The organism is Lacibacter sediminis, assembly GCF_014168535.1.
Classification (GTDB): Bacteria; Bacteroidota; Bacteroidia; order Chitinophagales; family Chitinophagaceae; genus Lacibacter; species Lacibacter sediminis.
Map to the genome: position 1 here is coordinate 1810745 of NZ_CP060007.1, position 16348 is coordinate 1827092.

Annotated in this window: 18 protein-coding genes; 7 read left to right on the plus strand and 11 right to left on the minus strand. The window is 41.0% G+C overall.

Going from position 1 to position 16348, the window contains the following annotated elements:
- Positions 1–48 precede the first annotated feature (48 nt).
- Both H4075_RS07730 and H4075_RS07735 read right to left on the minus strand, forming a co-directional pair.
- Positions 49–603, minus strand: a complete 555-nt coding sequence (locus H4075_RS07730; RefSeq protein WP_182805661.1) for a fasciclin domain-containing protein — start codon at positions 601–603, stop codon at positions 49–51.
- Positions 604–720: 117 nt separating this feature from the next.
- Positions 721–1365, minus strand: a complete 645-nt coding sequence (locus H4075_RS07735; RefSeq protein ID WP_182806610.1) for a J domain-containing protein — start codon at positions 1363–1365, stop codon at positions 721–723.
- Between the two features lie 68 nt (positions 1366–1433).
- Between H4075_RS07735 and H4075_RS07740 the strand changes: the two genes are divergently transcribed.
- A complete protein-coding gene (locus H4075_RS07740) occupies positions 1434–1991 on the plus strand; it encodes a hypothetical protein (protein WP_182805662.1) in 558 nt (185 codons plus the stop codon).
- On the opposite strand, the gene H4075_RS07745 is transcribed toward H4075_RS07740, so the two are convergent.
- The 4 genes from H4075_RS07745 to H4075_RS07760 all read right to left on the minus strand — a co-directional run bounded on the left by H4075_RS07745 (position 1988) and on the right by H4075_RS07760 (position 6662).
- A complete protein-coding gene (locus H4075_RS07745) occupies positions 1988–3043 on the minus strand; it encodes a saccharopine dehydrogenase family protein (RefSeq protein ID WP_182805664.1) in 1056 nt (351 codons plus the stop codon). The two genes, H4075_RS07740 and H4075_RS07745, sit on opposite strands and share 4 nt — an antisense overlap.
- Before the next feature lie 9 nt (positions 3044–3052).
- A complete protein-coding gene (locus tag H4075_RS07750) occupies positions 3053–3556 on the minus strand; it encodes a GAF domain-containing protein (protein ID WP_182805666.1) in 504 nt (167 codons plus the stop codon).
- Between the two features lie 160 nt (positions 3557–3716).
- On the minus strand, positions 3717–5633 hold the full coding sequence (locus H4075_RS07755) for a family 10 glycosylhydrolase (RefSeq protein ID WP_182805668.1): 1917 nt from the start codon (positions 5631–5633) through the stop codon (positions 3717–3719).
- Between the two features lie 153 nt (positions 5634–5786).
- The gene (locus tag H4075_RS07760; RefSeq protein WP_255460392.1) at positions 5787–6662 is read right to left on the minus strand and encodes a dienelactone hydrolase family protein; all 876 of its coding nucleotides are present in this window, start codon (positions 6660–6662) and stop codon (positions 5787–5789) included.
- A gap of 199 nt (positions 6663–6861) precedes the next feature.
- Here H4075_RS07760 and H4075_RS07765 point away from each other — a divergent pair, with 199 nt between their 5' ends.
- The 3 genes from H4075_RS07765 (at position 6862) to H4075_RS07775 (ending at position 8698) form a co-directional block, all read left to right on the plus strand.
- A complete protein-coding gene (locus H4075_RS07765; protein WP_182805670.1) occupies positions 6862–7239 on the plus strand; it encodes a DoxX family protein in 378 nt (125 codons plus the stop codon).
- 121 nt (positions 7240–7360) lie between these two features.
- Positions 7361–7816, plus strand: coding sequence for a nuclear transport factor 2 family protein (locus H4075_RS07770; protein ID WP_182805672.1), 456 nt, complete (start codon positions 7361–7363; stop codon positions 7814–7816).
- Between the two features lie 78 nt (positions 7817–7894).
- Positions 7895–8698, plus strand: coding sequence for a DUF5694 domain-containing protein (locus H4075_RS07775; protein ID WP_182805674.1), 804 nt, complete (start codon positions 7895–7897; stop codon positions 8696–8698).
- Positions 8699–8764: 66 nt separating this feature from the next.
- On the opposite strand, the gene gcvP is transcribed toward H4075_RS07775, so the two are convergent.
- The 3 genes from gcvP to H4075_RS07790 form a co-directional block, all read right to left on the minus strand.
- Positions 8765–11629 (minus strand): aminomethyl-transferring glycine dehydrogenase, encoded by a 2865-nt coding sequence (gcvP, locus tag H4075_RS07780; protein ID WP_182805676.1) that lies wholly within the window; start codon positions 11627–11629, stop codon positions 8765–8767.
- 285 nt (positions 11630–11914) lie between these two features.
- Positions 11915–12415 (minus strand): SRPBCC family protein, encoded by a 501-nt coding sequence (locus H4075_RS07785; protein WP_182805678.1) that lies wholly within the window; start codon positions 12413–12415, stop codon positions 11915–11917.
- Positions 12412–12732, minus strand: a complete 321-nt coding sequence (locus tag H4075_RS07790) for an ArsR/SmtB family transcription factor (protein WP_182805679.1) — start codon at positions 12730–12732, stop codon at positions 12412–12414. The genes H4075_RS07785 and H4075_RS07790 overlap by 4 nt, the downstream gene beginning before the upstream one ends.
- Before the next feature lie 167 nt (positions 12733–12899).
- Between H4075_RS07790 and H4075_RS07795 the strand changes: the two genes are divergently transcribed.
- Together H4075_RS07795 and H4075_RS07800 are read left to right on the plus strand one after the other, a co-directional pair.
- Positions 12900–13382, plus strand: a complete 483-nt coding sequence (locus tag H4075_RS07795) for a YkgJ family cysteine cluster protein (RefSeq protein ID WP_182805681.1) — start codon at positions 12900–12902, stop codon at positions 13380–13382.
- 98 nt (positions 13383–13480) lie between these two features.
- Complete coding sequence (locus H4075_RS07800; protein WP_182805682.1) at positions 13481–13906, plus strand: hypothetical protein; 426 nt, start codon at positions 13481–13483, stop codon at positions 13904–13906.
- 347 nt (positions 13907–14253) lie between these two features.
- Here H4075_RS07800 and H4075_RS07805 read toward each other — a convergent pair whose 3' ends face one another.
- Positions 14254–14787, minus strand: coding sequence for a thioredoxin family protein (locus tag H4075_RS07805; RefSeq protein ID WP_182805683.1), 534 nt, complete (start codon positions 14785–14787; stop codon positions 14254–14256).
- Between the two features lie 38 nt (positions 14788–14825).
- Between H4075_RS07805 and H4075_RS07810 the strand changes: the two genes are divergently transcribed.
- Positions 14826–15383, plus strand: a complete 558-nt coding sequence (locus tag H4075_RS07810) for a UbiX family flavin prenyltransferase (protein WP_182805684.1) — start codon at positions 14826–14828, stop codon at positions 15381–15383.
- A gap of 53 nt (positions 15384–15436) precedes the next feature.
- Here H4075_RS07810 and H4075_RS07815 read toward each other — a convergent pair whose 3' ends face one another.
- Positions 15437–16333, minus strand: a complete 897-nt coding sequence (locus H4075_RS07815) for an MBL fold metallo-hydrolase (protein ID WP_182805686.1) — start codon at positions 16331–16333, stop codon at positions 15437–15439.
- Positions 16334–16348: the final 15 nt, after the last annotated feature.

Consider the following 16348-nt stretch of genomic DNA (forward strand, 5'->3'; position numbering starts at 1 on the left):
TTCCTTTTCAGGAAACAACTTTCTTATAGATAGAATGAAAAAGCTAACTTATTTTTTTGGCATTACTACTGCATCCAATACATGCACAACACCGTTACCGGCTGTGAGATCAGCAGCAGTTACGTTTGCGCCATCGATCATTACTTTACCATCTTTAATGCTTACAGTTAATTCAGCACCGTTTACTGTTTTTAATTTTTGACCATCAGTAAGATCAGCAGCTTTCAAAGCACCAGCTACAACATGGTAAGTTAAGATACCTGTAAGATCAGCTTTGTTTTCAGGCTTCAATAAATTGTCAACTGTACCTGCAGGCAATGCAGCAAATGCAGCATTTGTTGGTGCAAATACGGTGAAAGGACCAGCACCACTTAATGTTTCAACTAAACCTGCGGCTGTAACAGCAGCAACTAACGTTGAATGATCAGGTGAACCAACAGCAATAGCCACAACTGTTGCAGGGGCTGCAGGAGCCGTTGTGTCTGCAGTTGTTTCTGTAGCAACTGTATCTTTTGTTGCTTCAGCTGTTTTGCCACTGCCACAAGCAGTCATTACTAATGCAATCGATGCGGTTGTCATCAAAGAGAAAAATGTCTTCTTCATAAAAATTTTTTGTTTGGAAAGAGAACAGATTGTTGAAATAATAGTTCAGCCGTTCATCACAATAAATTATTATGTGAAGCGAATTGTCTGTCTAAGGAAGTGATCGTTCAACAAAGCTCAGCGCCCCATCAGATAAATGAGGAGACAAAGTAAAATGGTGAGCAGGAAAACAAACAATCCATTGAACTTACTCCAGTTTTCTTTTTTTCTTTTCTGTTCAAGGGTAACATCAATATAATGTAAAAGCTGTGGTTGATCCTTTGCAAGTTTGCGGAGTTGATCAGCAACAAGCTTTGTTTCTTTATAAGGGAAGTGCCTGGTTGTGTTCAGCAAGCTGTGAATGATTGCCTCTTGCACTTCGGTTTCTTTTTGTGAAAGCAATTCGTCGATGGTTACATTATTGATGAGTGCAAGAATACGATCGACCATGCCGCCATAACTCATCCGATAAATATCCATGGCTGCGATCTGTTTGTTAAGCTCCAGGCTTTTGATAAGAATAGTGGGAGCGGTGACCATTTCTTCCCCAATTTTATGGCCTTCTGCTTTTCGCAGCCAGCGCTCCTGCAGGTAGCGTTCTTTTTTACCGGGGTTCATCAGTACTTCATAAGCCTCTTTAATTTCATTGAAGCGGGTCAATGCGTACGGATCATCGTTGTTCTTATCGGGATGATAGATCATCACCAGCTTACGGTAGGCCTGTTTAATTTCAGGAACCGTAGCGGTGGAAGGCACATCGAGTATTGCGTAATAATCTTTCAGAGCCGCAAAACTAAGGCGACATCCGACAAGAAATGCAGAATGAGAAAAATGTTATTTTTAACACCTGAATGAAGCATTGCTACCTCTTTCTGTTACTGTTTGTTCCGTCCCTGCTTGCCGCCGGAGACTCAGCTACTCTTGTTGCTGCGAAGCAAAAAAAGTTGCGGGGTTATCGTCAATTATTTTACAGACTGGTAACGCTGCACCCAAAGCTAAATTCACCCCTGGAAAAAGAATTGTTGAAGCATTACTTGCTGGGCAGCGGTGAAACATTTGTTGTTTCCGAGGCTGATTTTAAACGCCTGCAGCAGACAGTTCCATTGTACATAACCAATCAGGATTGTAAGCCGCTTGAAACGAACCATCCCGGCTATTGTGGACAATATGTGAACCTGCATGAGGATAAGTATTTCGGTTGGGGAGTGGGTAACCTTACAGTTATTTATCAAACAACTGATCAAACAATTGTTTCATTTGTTGACTACTATGATTTTGATAAGAAGAAGAAAGGAAAACGAAGAGTTCGGAATGAATTTGTTACCCGTGTATTCAGCTTTTTAACACCAGCTTCTTCACGTTCATTTGTTGTAACCTATAATGCAGACGCATATTTTGTGAAGCCTTAGCTGATGCGCTTACTCTTCGGAATTTCAAGAATCAAATCTTTGCCGTAACAGGATGCGGGTGTTTGATAACCTGTTTTAAAATCTCCGTTCATTATTTTTTGGGTGATGAGTAAACAACCCCATGCTGTTACACTGTAACCATCGGCGCATTGCAACACACTTATTTTTTCTTCGCCTTTTGCATTCCACACTTTACCCCAAATGGTTGTTGATGCGTTTGCCCGTTGTTCATCTGATGGTCCGGCAGGACGTTCATTGATCTTTTGCTGAATAATCCTGCGTATGAATTTTGTACGTAGTAACCAGTTGAACAGGAACTGAAATTTAAGTAAACGATAAACAGTTGGTTTCATTCCTGTGTACACTTCCATGTTAGCAATGCCTGTGCTGTGATGGGCTGTCGAAATATCACCCCATGGTAAAGTCATCACAAATAAATGCTTTCCATTCACGTCAAGCCACATGCCTTTATGCCCCAATGGTTTTCTTACCAGTTTTCCGTTCTCTCTTGCAGTGCCACCTTCGCCTAACCGACTTGCCATTGTTGTAGCCGTGCCATGACTTACCTGTCCGCCTTTCGGAATAAATGCTAATTGTAAGTGTGTAGCATCAGGTAGTTGTTCTTTCAAATGCAATGCCGTGCAATCGGTAGGAATTACATCGAAGCCTGCACCTGGCATCAACATCACATTGGCCTGCTTTGCTGCTGCATCATATTTTTTAATGAGTTCAAAAACAGAAATGTCGCCGTTGATGTCGATGTAATGTGTATGCGTTGCAATACAGGCTTCCACCATTTGTTTGCCCGTGTTGACAAAAGGGCCTGCCGCATGTATTACTAACTGCACATCCAGCAATTGCTGTTGCAATTCATTTGCATCGTCCAATGAAAATATGCGGTAAGTAAGTTGTAAACGTTCAGCTAATGAGCGGATGGTTGTTTCATTCCTTCCTGCAAGAACAGGAGTGAGGTTATAGTCTTTTGCATAACGGGCTATCAGCTCACCGGTATAACCATTCGCTCCGTAAAGCAGCACTTTGTCTTTTTGCATTGTGCGGAATTAGAATTCGATCAAAGCAATAATTTCTTCAAGGTATTGCTGATCTGTTTCATCGAATGTATTCAAATCGGTACTGTCAACATCAAAAACAGCCAGTACTTTGTTGTTGCGGATAACGGGCACAACAATTTCAGATCTGCTCAAACTGCTGCAGGCAATATGACCCGGAAATTTTTCTACATCCGGAACGATCAATGTTTTTGCTTCAATCCATGATGTGCCGCATACACCTTTGCCTTTGCGGATGCGGGTGCAGGCAACAGGTCCCTGGAATGGTCCGAGCACCAACTCTTCGCTTTTCTCAGAAAATGCTTTGGCTGAGCTGGGCTTCACCAAGTAAAATCCCACCCATAGCCAGCCGAATTGTTCTTTCAGGGCAGCGCATACATTGGCAAGATTAGCCGTAAGATCAGGCTCGCCTTCGAGCAAACCTTTGATCTGTGGAAGAAGTTGCTGGTACTGTTCTTCTTTTGTGCCTTGTATGATGAGTAGGTCTTCTGCCATGGGACTTATTTTTACAAAGGTAGGAGAATGGGTAATAGGCAATTGTTAATGGAGATTGGGAGTTTGATAGGCAAAAGTCAACAAGCAAAGCACAAATAAGAACCTTCTGCACTATCAAATGCATATTGCCAATTGCTTATTGCCCTTTACCCTTTGGCTTTTATTTCGTCACAACTACCTGTATTATTTTCTCAATTTTTTCGGCACTGATCTTTACCTGGTATTTACCAGCTGTTAATGTACTGGTATTAAAGCGGATAAGCTGCTTACCGGTTGATTGAAAAGCATCCACAAGTTTCAGCAATTCTTTTCCATTATTATCAAGAACGCTTAGTGTTACCTGCATTCGTTTAGGTAACGTATAACTGATGATGGTGAAAGAAGTTGCAGGATTTGGTTCTGCCTGCAGTACAAATTCCGGTGTAGCTGGCTGCGATGGTTGGATTGGTTTTTCAGCTACCGGTTTTGTAACAGGCTCCGGTTTTACAACAACAGGATTGGCAACAGGTTCTGTTGGTGTAACAGTCACCTGCGTTATCGGGATAAATGATGCTTTCACAACATTGCCGGGCTCACTTTCATTATGAAAACGATCTAAAGCGGTAACAACATAATAATATTCGGCAGGGATGAGATTACTGTCAGTATAGGTAGTTGTTTCTGCATTGGCCGTAATCAATTGGATGGCATCTGCATCATTCAGGTTAATGGCTGCACTGTTAAAGCGGTAAACTACAAATTGCCTCACCCTGTTCAATTCATTTGTTGTGGCAGCAGCTGTACTCCAGTTAAGTTGCACATGGTTATTACGAATGGTTGCTGTAATTGTTTTTACAGGTTGAGGGGCTTCGCTGTCACGCCAGGGCATGGTTGGAAGTAAAGCCGGAGTTGCGTACAAGTATTCTGTAAGCGAATCTCTGAACTTTAATGGATTGCTGCTGAAATACTGTGAGCGGAAAAAAGTACTGCCGTGAATATTGCTGTAGGTTCTGTTCAGGCGGATCTGTTTATTGATCTGCGAAGCATTATACCAGTTTGGATCACGATCTGCATCGGCATTTAATTTATACAAAGCGTGACCAACATACACATGTCTTCCATACGCATTGTTATTCCACCATGGAACCAGTACAGAGTAGCTGGCAGTGTTGAAACCTGTACTCCAGTAAATTTGTGGTGTTACATAATCTACCCATCCCTGCTGCAGCCACTTTTTTGTATCAGCATACACATCACTGTAACTCTGCAAGCCGGTAGTTGCTGAACCTGCCGCATCACTGCGTTGATTCTGCCAGATACCAAACGGTGATACACCAAACTTCACCCACGGCTTTATTGCCTTAATACTGTCATAACTACGTTGAATAAAGATGTTGATATTATCTCTCCGCCAATCATTCTTATTACTAAATCCTCTTGGATAAGAAGCAAATGTTGCATCATCATTAAAACGTGAACTGGTGCCACCTGCACCGGGATAAGGATAGAAATAATCATCGTAATGAATGCCGTCAACATCATAACGACGAAGTACATCCATCACCACAGAAAGAACATAATCACGCACTTCCGGAATGCCGGGATTAAGGATACGCAAACTACCTTGCGCCAGCAACCAATTGGGATGTTGGTTCGCAACATGCGAAGCTGCATAGCTGCCAATGCTGTTGTAATTATTTACTGCACGATAAGGATTGAACCATGCATGTATTTCAATCCCACGCTTGCGGCATTCATCGATCATAAATTGTAATGGATCAAAACCCGCCGCAGGTGCAATGCCCTGCGTTCCTGTAACAGATGCGCTCCATGGTTCAATGGAACTTCGATAAACCGCATCACACTCATTACGCACCTGGAAATAAATAGCATTGATGCCTGATTGCTGTTGCAGATCCAACATTTTGATCACCGAATCTTTCACCTCCTGCACTGTTCTTGTTGCTGTGCTTGGCCAGTCGAGATTTAAAAACGTAGATAACCATGCAGAACGTAACTCTCTTTTAGGCGGAGTTTGTGAATTGGCAGTTAAACTAAAAATAAAAAAGCTGAGAAAGCAAATGATCAGTCGATTCATAAGATGTTGATAGGTGTGCAAAATAGGAATTTTTGAAGATGGTCGTTTCGTCAGAAAAAACAATTAAGAACAAATTAGTGATTACAATATTGCTTGTTAGCAAAAAGGAAGCCAATGGCTTCCTTTTGCAAATATGGGGCATAAGAAATTATGTTATGCTAAATGTTTTTTGAAAAATTCGATTGTTCGTTGCCATGCAAGTTTTGCAGCTGCTTCGTTGTAACGTGTGGGAGCTGTATCATTATGGAATGCATGGTTCACATCCGGGTACATGTAGAGTTCATACGTAACCTTGTTGTCTTTTAATGCCTGTTCGTAAGCGGGTGCTCCTGCATTTACTCGCTCATCAAGCGATGCGTAATGCAACTGTACCGCTGCTTTTATTTTTGGTACATCTGCAACTGCAGCCTGGCGACCATAAAATGCAACCGCCGCTTTCAATTCCGGAACATTCACCGCTAATGTATTTGCCATACCGCCTCCCCAGCAAAAACCAACACATCCGAATTTGCCGTTGCTGTCTTTTCTTGTTTTGAGATAATTGAAGATATTGATGAAGTTGGTTTGTGTTTCAGCTTGATTGAGTTTGGTGAAGAGCGTTCTTGCTTCATCTTCATTTGCAGGTGTGCCGCCCAATGGTGCCAATGCATTTGGTGCAATGGCCAGGAAACCTGCTGTTGCTGCACGGCGTGCAACATCTTCAATATGCGCATTTAATCCACGGTTTTCGTGTATCACTACAACTGTTCCATACTTCGCTTCTTTTTTCGGGCGTGCAACATATGCTTTCATTTCACCTGTTACGCCGGGATAAGTGATGTACTCTGTAAACAGTTCGTCATCGGGGGTCACGGCTGCTTTTGCATAATTCCCTTCAAGGAATGGAAGAATAGCAACTGCTGCTGCTGTGCTGCCGGTTAATATTGCCAGACGCTTCATGAAGTCTTTGCGTGGAAGTGGCTTGTGTGTGTACTCGTCGTATAGATTAATAATTTGCTGATCCATCTGCATGTTGATTTTTAGTTGCATAAGTTACAATCTTTTAAGAGGAATTGTTCTGCCGCTTGTGGAATTATGTTTCTTCAACTGGCAGGAGTTAGTAAATATGGTCGCAATTGACCCTTCAGTTTGTCGTAACAGCACAGGCCTGATTTCTTTTGTGTGGGTTAGTTTTGTTTCTGTTGCAAAGAGTATTTGTTATTTTAACGCTAAACAATCATCAATCAATATGAAACCAAAAACAATCAACATTCTCTATTGGGTATTTACAATTTTATTCGGCGCACTGATGATCTTTTCATCCGTTGGCGGCATTGGCCCAAATGAAAAAACAATCCAGATATTTCATGAGTTCCTGGGTTATCCCATTTATTTTATTCAATTTATCAGCTGGGCAAAGATCATTGGGGTTATTGCTCTTCTCCTTCCACTTAACCGAACAATAAAAGAGTGGGCGTATGCCGGATTGTTTTTTGATTTAGCGGCAGCTGTTTTTTCAGGTATTGCTGCAAGTGGAAAATTTGATCCGCAAATGCTGGGCATGTTAATGTGGATTGTTCCGGGAGTACTTTCTTATTATTTCTGGAAGAAGAAGATGGCAATTTGATGATTTCAATACATCATTTTTCATCAAAGCATGTTGCGAAAATCAACATGCTTTTTTTATAAAAGTTCCATTGGAAATCCCCCCGTTTTCTTTTTATCTTTCTGTATAAACTATTTGCTGTATGAGAAATCTTCTTTTTTTTGCCGCTATTTGTTCCGTCATGTTTCTTTATGCTGAAAATGCCAAGTCGGGTACAGGCTTTATGATAAAACAGAACGCATTGCATAAGCAGGATTCGTTGCCAAAATCGGTAGCCGAAAAATTAGTACAGGAGCAACTTGATGCTTATAACGCACGTAATATTGACGCCTTTCTAGCCCCTTACAGTGATAGCGTTGAATTATATGAATATCCTGTCAAGCTTATCGGGAAGGGGAAAGTACAAATGCGGGAGATGTACACTGGTCTTTTCAAGGAAGTTACAAATCTGCATTGTGAGCTGGTTAATCGTATGGTGTTGGGTAATACCGTAATCGATTATGAAAGTGTTATTGGTTTTGAAGCTCAGCCTGTGAAAGCAATTGCCATCTACACCATAGAAGGGAATAAGATCAGTAAAGTACGCTTCATCCAGTAATTAATACACTTCGGCAGAAAAAATAGGGTAAACTGTAACCTTTAAAATAGCTTTATCGTACACGTAAAAAACGTTTACATGAAGCAGTTATTTATCCTTTGCCTGTTTTGTTCATTTATTGTAATGGCAGGCAATGCACAACAAAAGAAAACCAAGGTATTGTTGCTGGGTAGCTTTCATTTTGATAACCCCGGGTTAGATGTGGCAAAGTTTGAAAACGCAAATATCTTATCAGCCGGGCGACAGGCGGAAGTATTGGAAGTAGTGGAAAAGATCAAACAATTCAGACCTGATAAGATTTTTATTGAAATGCCTGTAGAGCGGCAGCAGAAACTCGACAGCAGCTTTAATAAATACAAAGCAGGTGAACTTAAACTCAGCGCTTCTGAGACACATCAGATTGCTTACCGTGTTGCCAAAGAATTAAATCATCCCGGTTTGTATGCGGTTGATTATACCGAAGCAAATTTTCCCTTTGACAGCTTAATGAAGTCGGCAACTGCAGCAAAGCAATTTGAGTTTTTGGGAATGGTCCAACAGACGATCGGTGCTATTGAAAAAGAGTTTAACGAATCTTTGAAAACAAAAACGGTGAAAGAAATTCTGTTACAGCATAATTCACCTGAGTATATGAAGACGGCAGTAGGTGTTTATTACGAATTTCTTATCGCTGGTGAGAAAGGGAATCATGTTGGTTCTTATTTAACAAGTGAGTGGTGGCGAAGAAATATGGTTATCTATGAGAATATACTGAAACGTTTAGATGGTAAAGAAGAACGCATATTGATACTATTCGGATCGGGCCATACTTCTTTATTACATGAAATGATGAAGTACAATCAAAAAATGGAATTGGTGCCGCTGGCAGATGTGTTGAAGTAAAATAAAAACGTCCCGCTCATTGAGCGGGACATTTGTTTATTGCCAATTATCTATTTGCCAATCGACTTATGCTTCTTCTTCTGCATAACTGCTCACCGGCTCACAAGTACAAATGAGGTTACGATCACCATATGTATTGTTGATGCGGCTTACGCTTGGCCAGAATTTATTCAGCGTTACATAATAAAGAGGGAACGCAGCTTGTTGTCTGGTATAAGCATGATTCCATTCATCAGCAGTAACCACATGTTGAGTGTGTGGAGCATTCTTTAATGGGTTATCAGCTTTATCTGCCTTTCCTTCTTCCACATCACGGATCTCCTGGCGGATGCTCAACATCGCATCACAAAAACGATCAAGCTCTGCTTTGTCTTCGCTTTCTGTTGGTTCGATCATGATCGTGCCCGGTACAGGGAAACTCATTGTTGGCGCATGGAAACCATAATCCATCAAACGTTTTGCGACGTCTTCTGCTTCAATACCTGCTGTGTTTTTAAACGGACGCAGATCAACAATAAACTCATGAGCACAAGTGCCATTCTCATCGGTATAAAGAATATCAAAATCTTTATCAAGTCTTGCCTTCATGTAGTTGGCATTGAGGATGGCATATTCTGTTGCACGTTTTACACCATCTGCACCCAGCAAACGGATATAGGCATAACTGATGAGCAGGATGGAAGCAGAACCATAAGGCGCCGCACTCACTGCACCATTTGTATTTTGTTTCACATGACCAGGCAGGTAAGGAGCGAGATGTGCTTTCACACAAATGGGTCCCATGCCGGGGCCACCACCACCGTGAGGAATGGCGAATGTTTTGTGAAGGTTGAGATGACAAACATCTGCACCAATTAATCCGGGTGATGTTAAACCAACCTGTGCATTCATGTTTGCACCGTCCATATATACTTGTCCGCCATGTTGGTGAACGATCTCGCAAATTTCTTTTACCGTTTCTTCAAAGATGCCGTAGGTGCTTGGGTAAGTGATCATCACACCGGCAAGATTTGCACTGTGCTGTTCGGCTTTTGCTTTAAAGTCGGCTACATCAATGTAACCGTTCTCCAATGCTTTTACTACCACTACTTTCATGCCCGCCATTACCGCACTTGCAGGATTTGTTCCGTGTGCAGAAATTGGTATGAGAATGATCTTGCGATGTGCATCACCGTTAGCTAAATGGAAATTACGGATGGCCAATAAACCGGCATATTCACCTTGTGCGCCACTGTTAGGCTGCAGGCTGCAAGCGTCAAAACCAGTGATCACATTTAAGTATTGTGCCAATTCATCAATGATCTGCTGGTAACCTTTTGTTTGATCAGCCGGCGCAAACGGATGGATCTTGCTCCAATGTGCCCAGCTCAAAGGCATCATCTGTGTTGCAGCATTCAATTTCATGGTGCAGCTGCCAAGAGAGATCATCGAAGTATTCAACGAAAGATCTTTGTTCTCCAATTGCTTCATGTAACGCATCATCTGGCTTTCGCTGTTATGCGTATTAAAGTTTGGATGTGTTAAGAACGAACTTGTTCTTGCCAATACAACAGGGATATGTTGCAGCACAACTTCTTCTTCAACTGCAAAATGTACAGGATCAACATCATTTACAAAACAGTTGATGAGATCATACAGATCTTCAAGGTTCGTTGTTTCATCAAGCGAAATGGCAATGGTTTGTCCATCAACATAACGCAGATTGATCTCTTGTTTTTCTGCTTTTGCTTTTACCGCTGGAAGGTCTTTTACTTTTACCGCAATAGTATCGAAGAAGAAATTGCTTACTAATTCAAAACCTCTTTCTTTCAAACCATCAGCAACAGTTTGTGCCAGCAATGCTACACGTGTTGCAATATTGATCAATCCCTGCGGACCATGATACACTGCATACATTGCTGCCATGTTTGCCAGCAAAGCCTGCGCCGTACAAATATTTGAAGTTGCTTTTTCACGTTTGATGTGTTGCTCTCTCGTTTGCAAGGCCATACGTAATGCACGGTTATTTTGTGCATCAATACTCACGCCGATGATACGGCCGGGGATAGAACGTTTAAATTCATCTTTGCAAGTAAAGAAGGCTGCATGTGGTCCGCCATAACCAAGCGGAACACCAAAACGTTGAGCCGAACCAAAGGCAACGTCTGCACCCAATTCACCCGGAGGAGTTAAAAGAGTTAACGCTAACAGATCAGTTGCCATTGCCACAAAACCACCCACAGCTTGCACCTGCTGAATAAATTGGCGGTAATCTTCTACTGAACCCAGGTTGTTGGGGTATTGCACTAACGCTCCAAAATATGTTTTGTCAATGTCTGCAGTTTTATAATCGCCAAACACGATCTCGATGCCCATGGGTGTACCACGGGTGATCAACAGATCTTTTGTTTGCGGAAATACTTCGTTATCTACAAAAAACTTTGGCGCATTAATAACATCAGTGCGGTTTACATGGTGGAACAACATGTTCATTGCTTCTGCTGCTGCAGTTGCTTCATCAAGTAAAGAAGCGTTGGCAATAGGCAAACCTGTAAGATCGCTCACCATTGTCTGGAAGTTCAATAAACTTTCCAAACGACCTTGTGAAATTTCAGCCTGGTAAGGTGTGTATTGTGTGTACCAGCCTGGATTTTCGAATACATTACGAAGAATCACAGAAGGAGTGATGGTGTCGTAATATCCCTGGCCGATATAATTTTTAAATAGTTTGTTGTTGAGTGAAATGTCCTTGAGATGTTTCAACAGGTCGGCTTCGCTCATTGCATCCGGAATAGCCAGTTTTTCATGGTTGCGGATAGAGGCAGGTACTGTTTTACTGATGAGTTCTTCCATGCTGCCCACTCCAACAGTTTTCAGGAGACTGGCTTCTGCACCTGTGGTTCCAATGTGGCGACGGGAAAATTCGTTTTGTTGCGCTTCAAAAAGGTTCATGTGATGTCGTACGTTTATTCTGATCTGTTAATGGAAAAGTAACTGCGGGGCAGCTTTCTTTAATCTCATGCTTTTTTCAAAAATTAAAGACGTGCAAAGTTACGGGCAGAAACAATTCAAATAAACGCATGTTAGCAGTTGGGGAAAGTCTGTGAAATCGGTTGCGCAGGCGAGGAAATCAGCATGTATTTGCCTTGCAAAAACAGAATAGTGAAATTGTTAAACAAAAATGAAGCAAAATAGATTTCACTTCATTTTTGTTTAAGACCGAGATTGTTTTTTTGTTTAGATCTTCTTGTTTTTAAACAATTCATCCAGTTGTTCAAAGCAAATTGTAATGCCTTGTTCAAAGCCCATGTCAACAATTGTCTGAAGTGCTGCTTCGGTAGGATAGATCATTTTAAACTCAACCCTGGTGCCGCCGGGTATTTCGGTAAAGGAATTGTTGCCGGCTGAAACGGGAAGCTCAGGATTTATTTTTCCATTTTCATCACAAAAGGCGTCTTCAATTTCAAAGTTTTTATGATGATTGATGGTAATATAGTTCATACGTGCCCAATGCCGCTGATCTTCAGGCCCCACCATGGCATATAGCCAAAAACCACCCGGTCTGAAATCCTGCGATTTTGTTTCGGCACGCCATGGTGCCGGTCCCCACCATTGGTCAAGCAATTGGCTTTCTGTAAATGCCCGCCATACATCGGCAAGGGGTGCCTCGAATTCCCGTACCAATACAACCGATTTTTCCTTGAAATCTTTTGTAATGTTTGTTTTATTCGTGCTCATTTTTTCGTTGTTTTTATGGTTGATAATACTTTGTCAAGTTGATTTAATCTTGTATCCCACATCTGGCGGAAGGGTTCAATAAAGTCGGCTACTTCTTTCATTTTTTTTGCATTGAAATGATAATAGATTTCTCTTCCCGTTTGTTCCTGCTTTACCAGTTGACATTCGGTAAGAATGCGCAAATGTTTAGAAATGGCCTGCCGGCTGGTATCAAATTGCTCTGCCAGTGCATTAGGCGTCATGGCCTGCGTGGCAATCAATACAATAATTGCACGTCTCGTTGGGTCGGCAATAGCCTGGAATACGTCTCTTCTCATTTTTATAAAGCGGATTTATGAAACCGTTCGGTTGCAAATATACATGCAACCATTTGGTTTCGCAAATTTTTTCTTCATTTTTTATTGATACAGAGATGTAGGGATTAGTTTCTGCCCTCTGCGGCTCAAATAGCTTGCCGCTTTCAGCTATCGTTTACATTTGCACTATGTCCGATGAGTTATTATATAATTGGGAAAAAAAGGCTGCCGAACATCAAAAGCAATATGGACAGTTTCTGAAACGTGCAAATAAGAACAAGGTGTTGAAACAATTGCCAGATCTGCATGAAGAAGCTTTTGAAAAAGTTGATTGTCTGCAATGTGCCAATTGCTGTAAAAACTATTCTCCAAGATTTAAGACACCTGATATTAAGCGCATCAGTAAACATCTGCGGATGAAGGAGAGTGATTTTATTGACAAGTACCTTTATCTCGATAATGAAGGCGATTATGTGGTGAAATCGAAGCCATGTCCTTTTCTTGGTGCTGATAATTATTGCGGCATTTATGATGTGCGTCCATCCGATTGCGAAAGATTTCCTTACACCGATGAAGATGTAATTCTGAAGCGGCCCCAGCTTACTCTTAAGAACAGCACATTTTGCCCGATCACTTATTTTGTTTTGGAGAAATTATTGCAGGAGAAATAATCAGTAAGCTGTTAATTTTCTTTGAGCGCCTTGTAATTCTTTCGTTTAAAGAAATTAATCTTTACTTTCATTCCACTTAAAACTTGCGAATGAAAAATATGAAACAAATTATCCTGTTGCTTTTAGTTGCTGTAACGTTTAACGCATGCACAAAAGCATTTTATATTGATGGCAAAAAAGCACAGGCGGTGAAAATTACAGACATGGGTGAAATGTATTCTACATATAATTTATCAACTGCTGAGAAGACAGAAATAAGCCGGCAGTTAAATGAAAAATCGCTTCTGGATGGCATTATCAGATATACAAAAGAAAATACCTGGCCCGATGCTGTCAATACACTGGATGACCGGTTAGCCAATCGCAAAACAATGGAGCGTTATAATTTTTATAAAGTGGCTTCTTTCGGAAACAAAACCATTGTGAGTGTGCCTTCTGAAAAAAATCAACACATGCCGGCTGCCTATATTCCGCAAGGACCGATGTATATTATTTTTTCAAGTTCTGTTGTGGCGAGTAAATAAACAGCTAAAATATTCTTTGTAGTAAGGCTCAGTCATGAGCCTTTTTTATTTGGAAAGATTAAACAAAAAAATATCCCCACCTGGAAAGGAGGGGATATGGCTAATCAGTTACCATTAACCATTAAACCTTATCATCACACAAATAGACTGAATATTTTTTTTGAGAGTTGCATGGCTTTGTCATAATTCAGCAAGGAGAGGCAAAAACCGGCGTAATTGATTTTTTTAAGGCATAAAAAAACCTCTTCCGGTAAAGGAAGAGGCGCTAATCAGTTACCATTAACCATTAAACCTTATCATCAATGGCAAAATAGAATATTTTTTTGAATTATTGTTGAAACGTTAAATTATTTCCAGCTCGGTTTAAAATTTTTAGCATAGTCATCGAAGCTCACCCGGCCATACTTATTTTCAGCAAAATACTTCGCTACCATCTCCATCTCTTTTACTTCTAACATACCTGAAATAGGCTGAGGATCATCGTTTAGCGAAGGAATAATGACAGTTGTGGGATAGGCCAACTCGCCATTTGTAAGCGTAATAGCTATCTCATTGGTTTTATAAGACGGGTTAAACTTATAGGTATTACCTTTCCATTTTACTTCCGATTTGGTTTCGGCATTAAGTTTTACCGTGTAAAAATTTGTGTTGAGGTATTTAATCAGGTCCTGGCTAGTGTAGGTTTTGCGATCCATCACCTTGCACCAGCCACACCAGTCGGTATAAAGATCAATGAGAATAGGACGGGGTTCGGTTTTCATTTTAAGTTCAGCTTCTTCCAGTGAGATCCAGTTCATTTTTTCTTTTGCATTCTTTTGCTGAAATGAACTGATACTGATGAACAGAAAGAAGAGGGCGGAGTAAAAACAAAACTTTTGCATAGTATTTTTGTTACTGTTACAAACTTAAACGCTTTCACGTGCATAAAATTGTTATTTCTGTTACCGGCGCCAGTGGATCAATCTATGCGAAACTCTTATTGCAGAAGCTTCTGGCAGCCAAAGACCAATGGCAGGAAGTGGCAGTTGTTATGACGGAGAACGCCAAAGAAGTGTGGAGAACCGAGTTGCAGGATGAAGCATATAAAGATCTTCCGTTCAAAACTTATTCTACAACTGATTTTCATGCACCATTTGCATCCGGCTCTGGTCAGTTCAATACTATGATCATTATTCCCTGCAGTATGGGCACACTTGGCCGCATTGCCACAGGTGTATCAAACGATTTGATTACACGTGCTGCTGATGTGGTGTTGAAAGAACGGAGAAAACTAATTTGTGTGGTGCGTGACACACCATATAATCTGATTCACATCCGTAATATGGAAACAGTTACGCTGGCCGGTGGAATTATTTGTCCCGCCACGCCAAGTTTTTACAGTGTGCCCAAGACAATTGAAGAAGTTGCCGCAACAGTTGTTGATCGTGTGCTTGATTTAGCAGGCATTGATGTGAAAACTTTTCGTTGGGGGAAATGAGAAATGAATGATCAATGATGAATGCAATAACTCATCACTCATCCCCACACTATTTACTTGGTCGTTAACTCTTCATACACCGCAGTCAAGGAACGTTGAATACCATCGCCGATCCATTCTGTAACTCCTGGTATTGATTTATTCTTCAAAAAATCTTCTTTACTCGTGCCTGCTTTGATCTCTGATTCGCCAAACGCAATCAGCTTTTCAAAATAATTCTGCATGGCTTTTATATCATCCATCTTTCCATAAACTTCAAAGCCTTGTGATGCATGGCCGTAGACAAAAGTTGTTTTTTTATTGAATTTCTTTGTTGTTTGCTTCAGCACTTTTATCCAGTTTCTCACAGAAGCACCTGCTGTACGATCAATAAACGGATAACGACGGTTGTTGATAAGATCACCCATGTGCACAATATCTGCATGTTCAAAATGGATCAACGCATCACCGTCTGTATGTGCGGCTCCAAAGTAATGCAACGTGATCTTTTCATTGCCGATCTTCTGACTCCATGTTTTTCCAAATATCTGATCAGGATAAAGTTGCTTATCTTCTGTCTTCGCTTGTTTAGCTACACGTTCCTGGTTGGTTTTTGAATTTTCATGTGCCAGCACATGTTCTACAATTCCTTTGAACGAAATATTGCCACTGCTGTGATCGCCGTGGTGATGTGTATTGATGAGTAGTTTGAACGGTTTCTCCGAACGTTTCTTCAATTCATCAATGAGATGTTTACTCTGGTCGGGGAATTGGGTATCAACCACCACGATGCCTTCTTTGCTCAGGTAAAACAAAATAGTACCACCACGTTCAGTAAAGACGCCTATATCATCAGTAAGCATTTTAATATTCCATGCTTCCTGTTGAAATAATTGTGCAATTAATGATTGTTGAAATGCAAGTGCGCCAACAGTAAGTGACGATGCCTTGAGAAATGATTTGCGGTTCATACAGCTTTGTTTGTT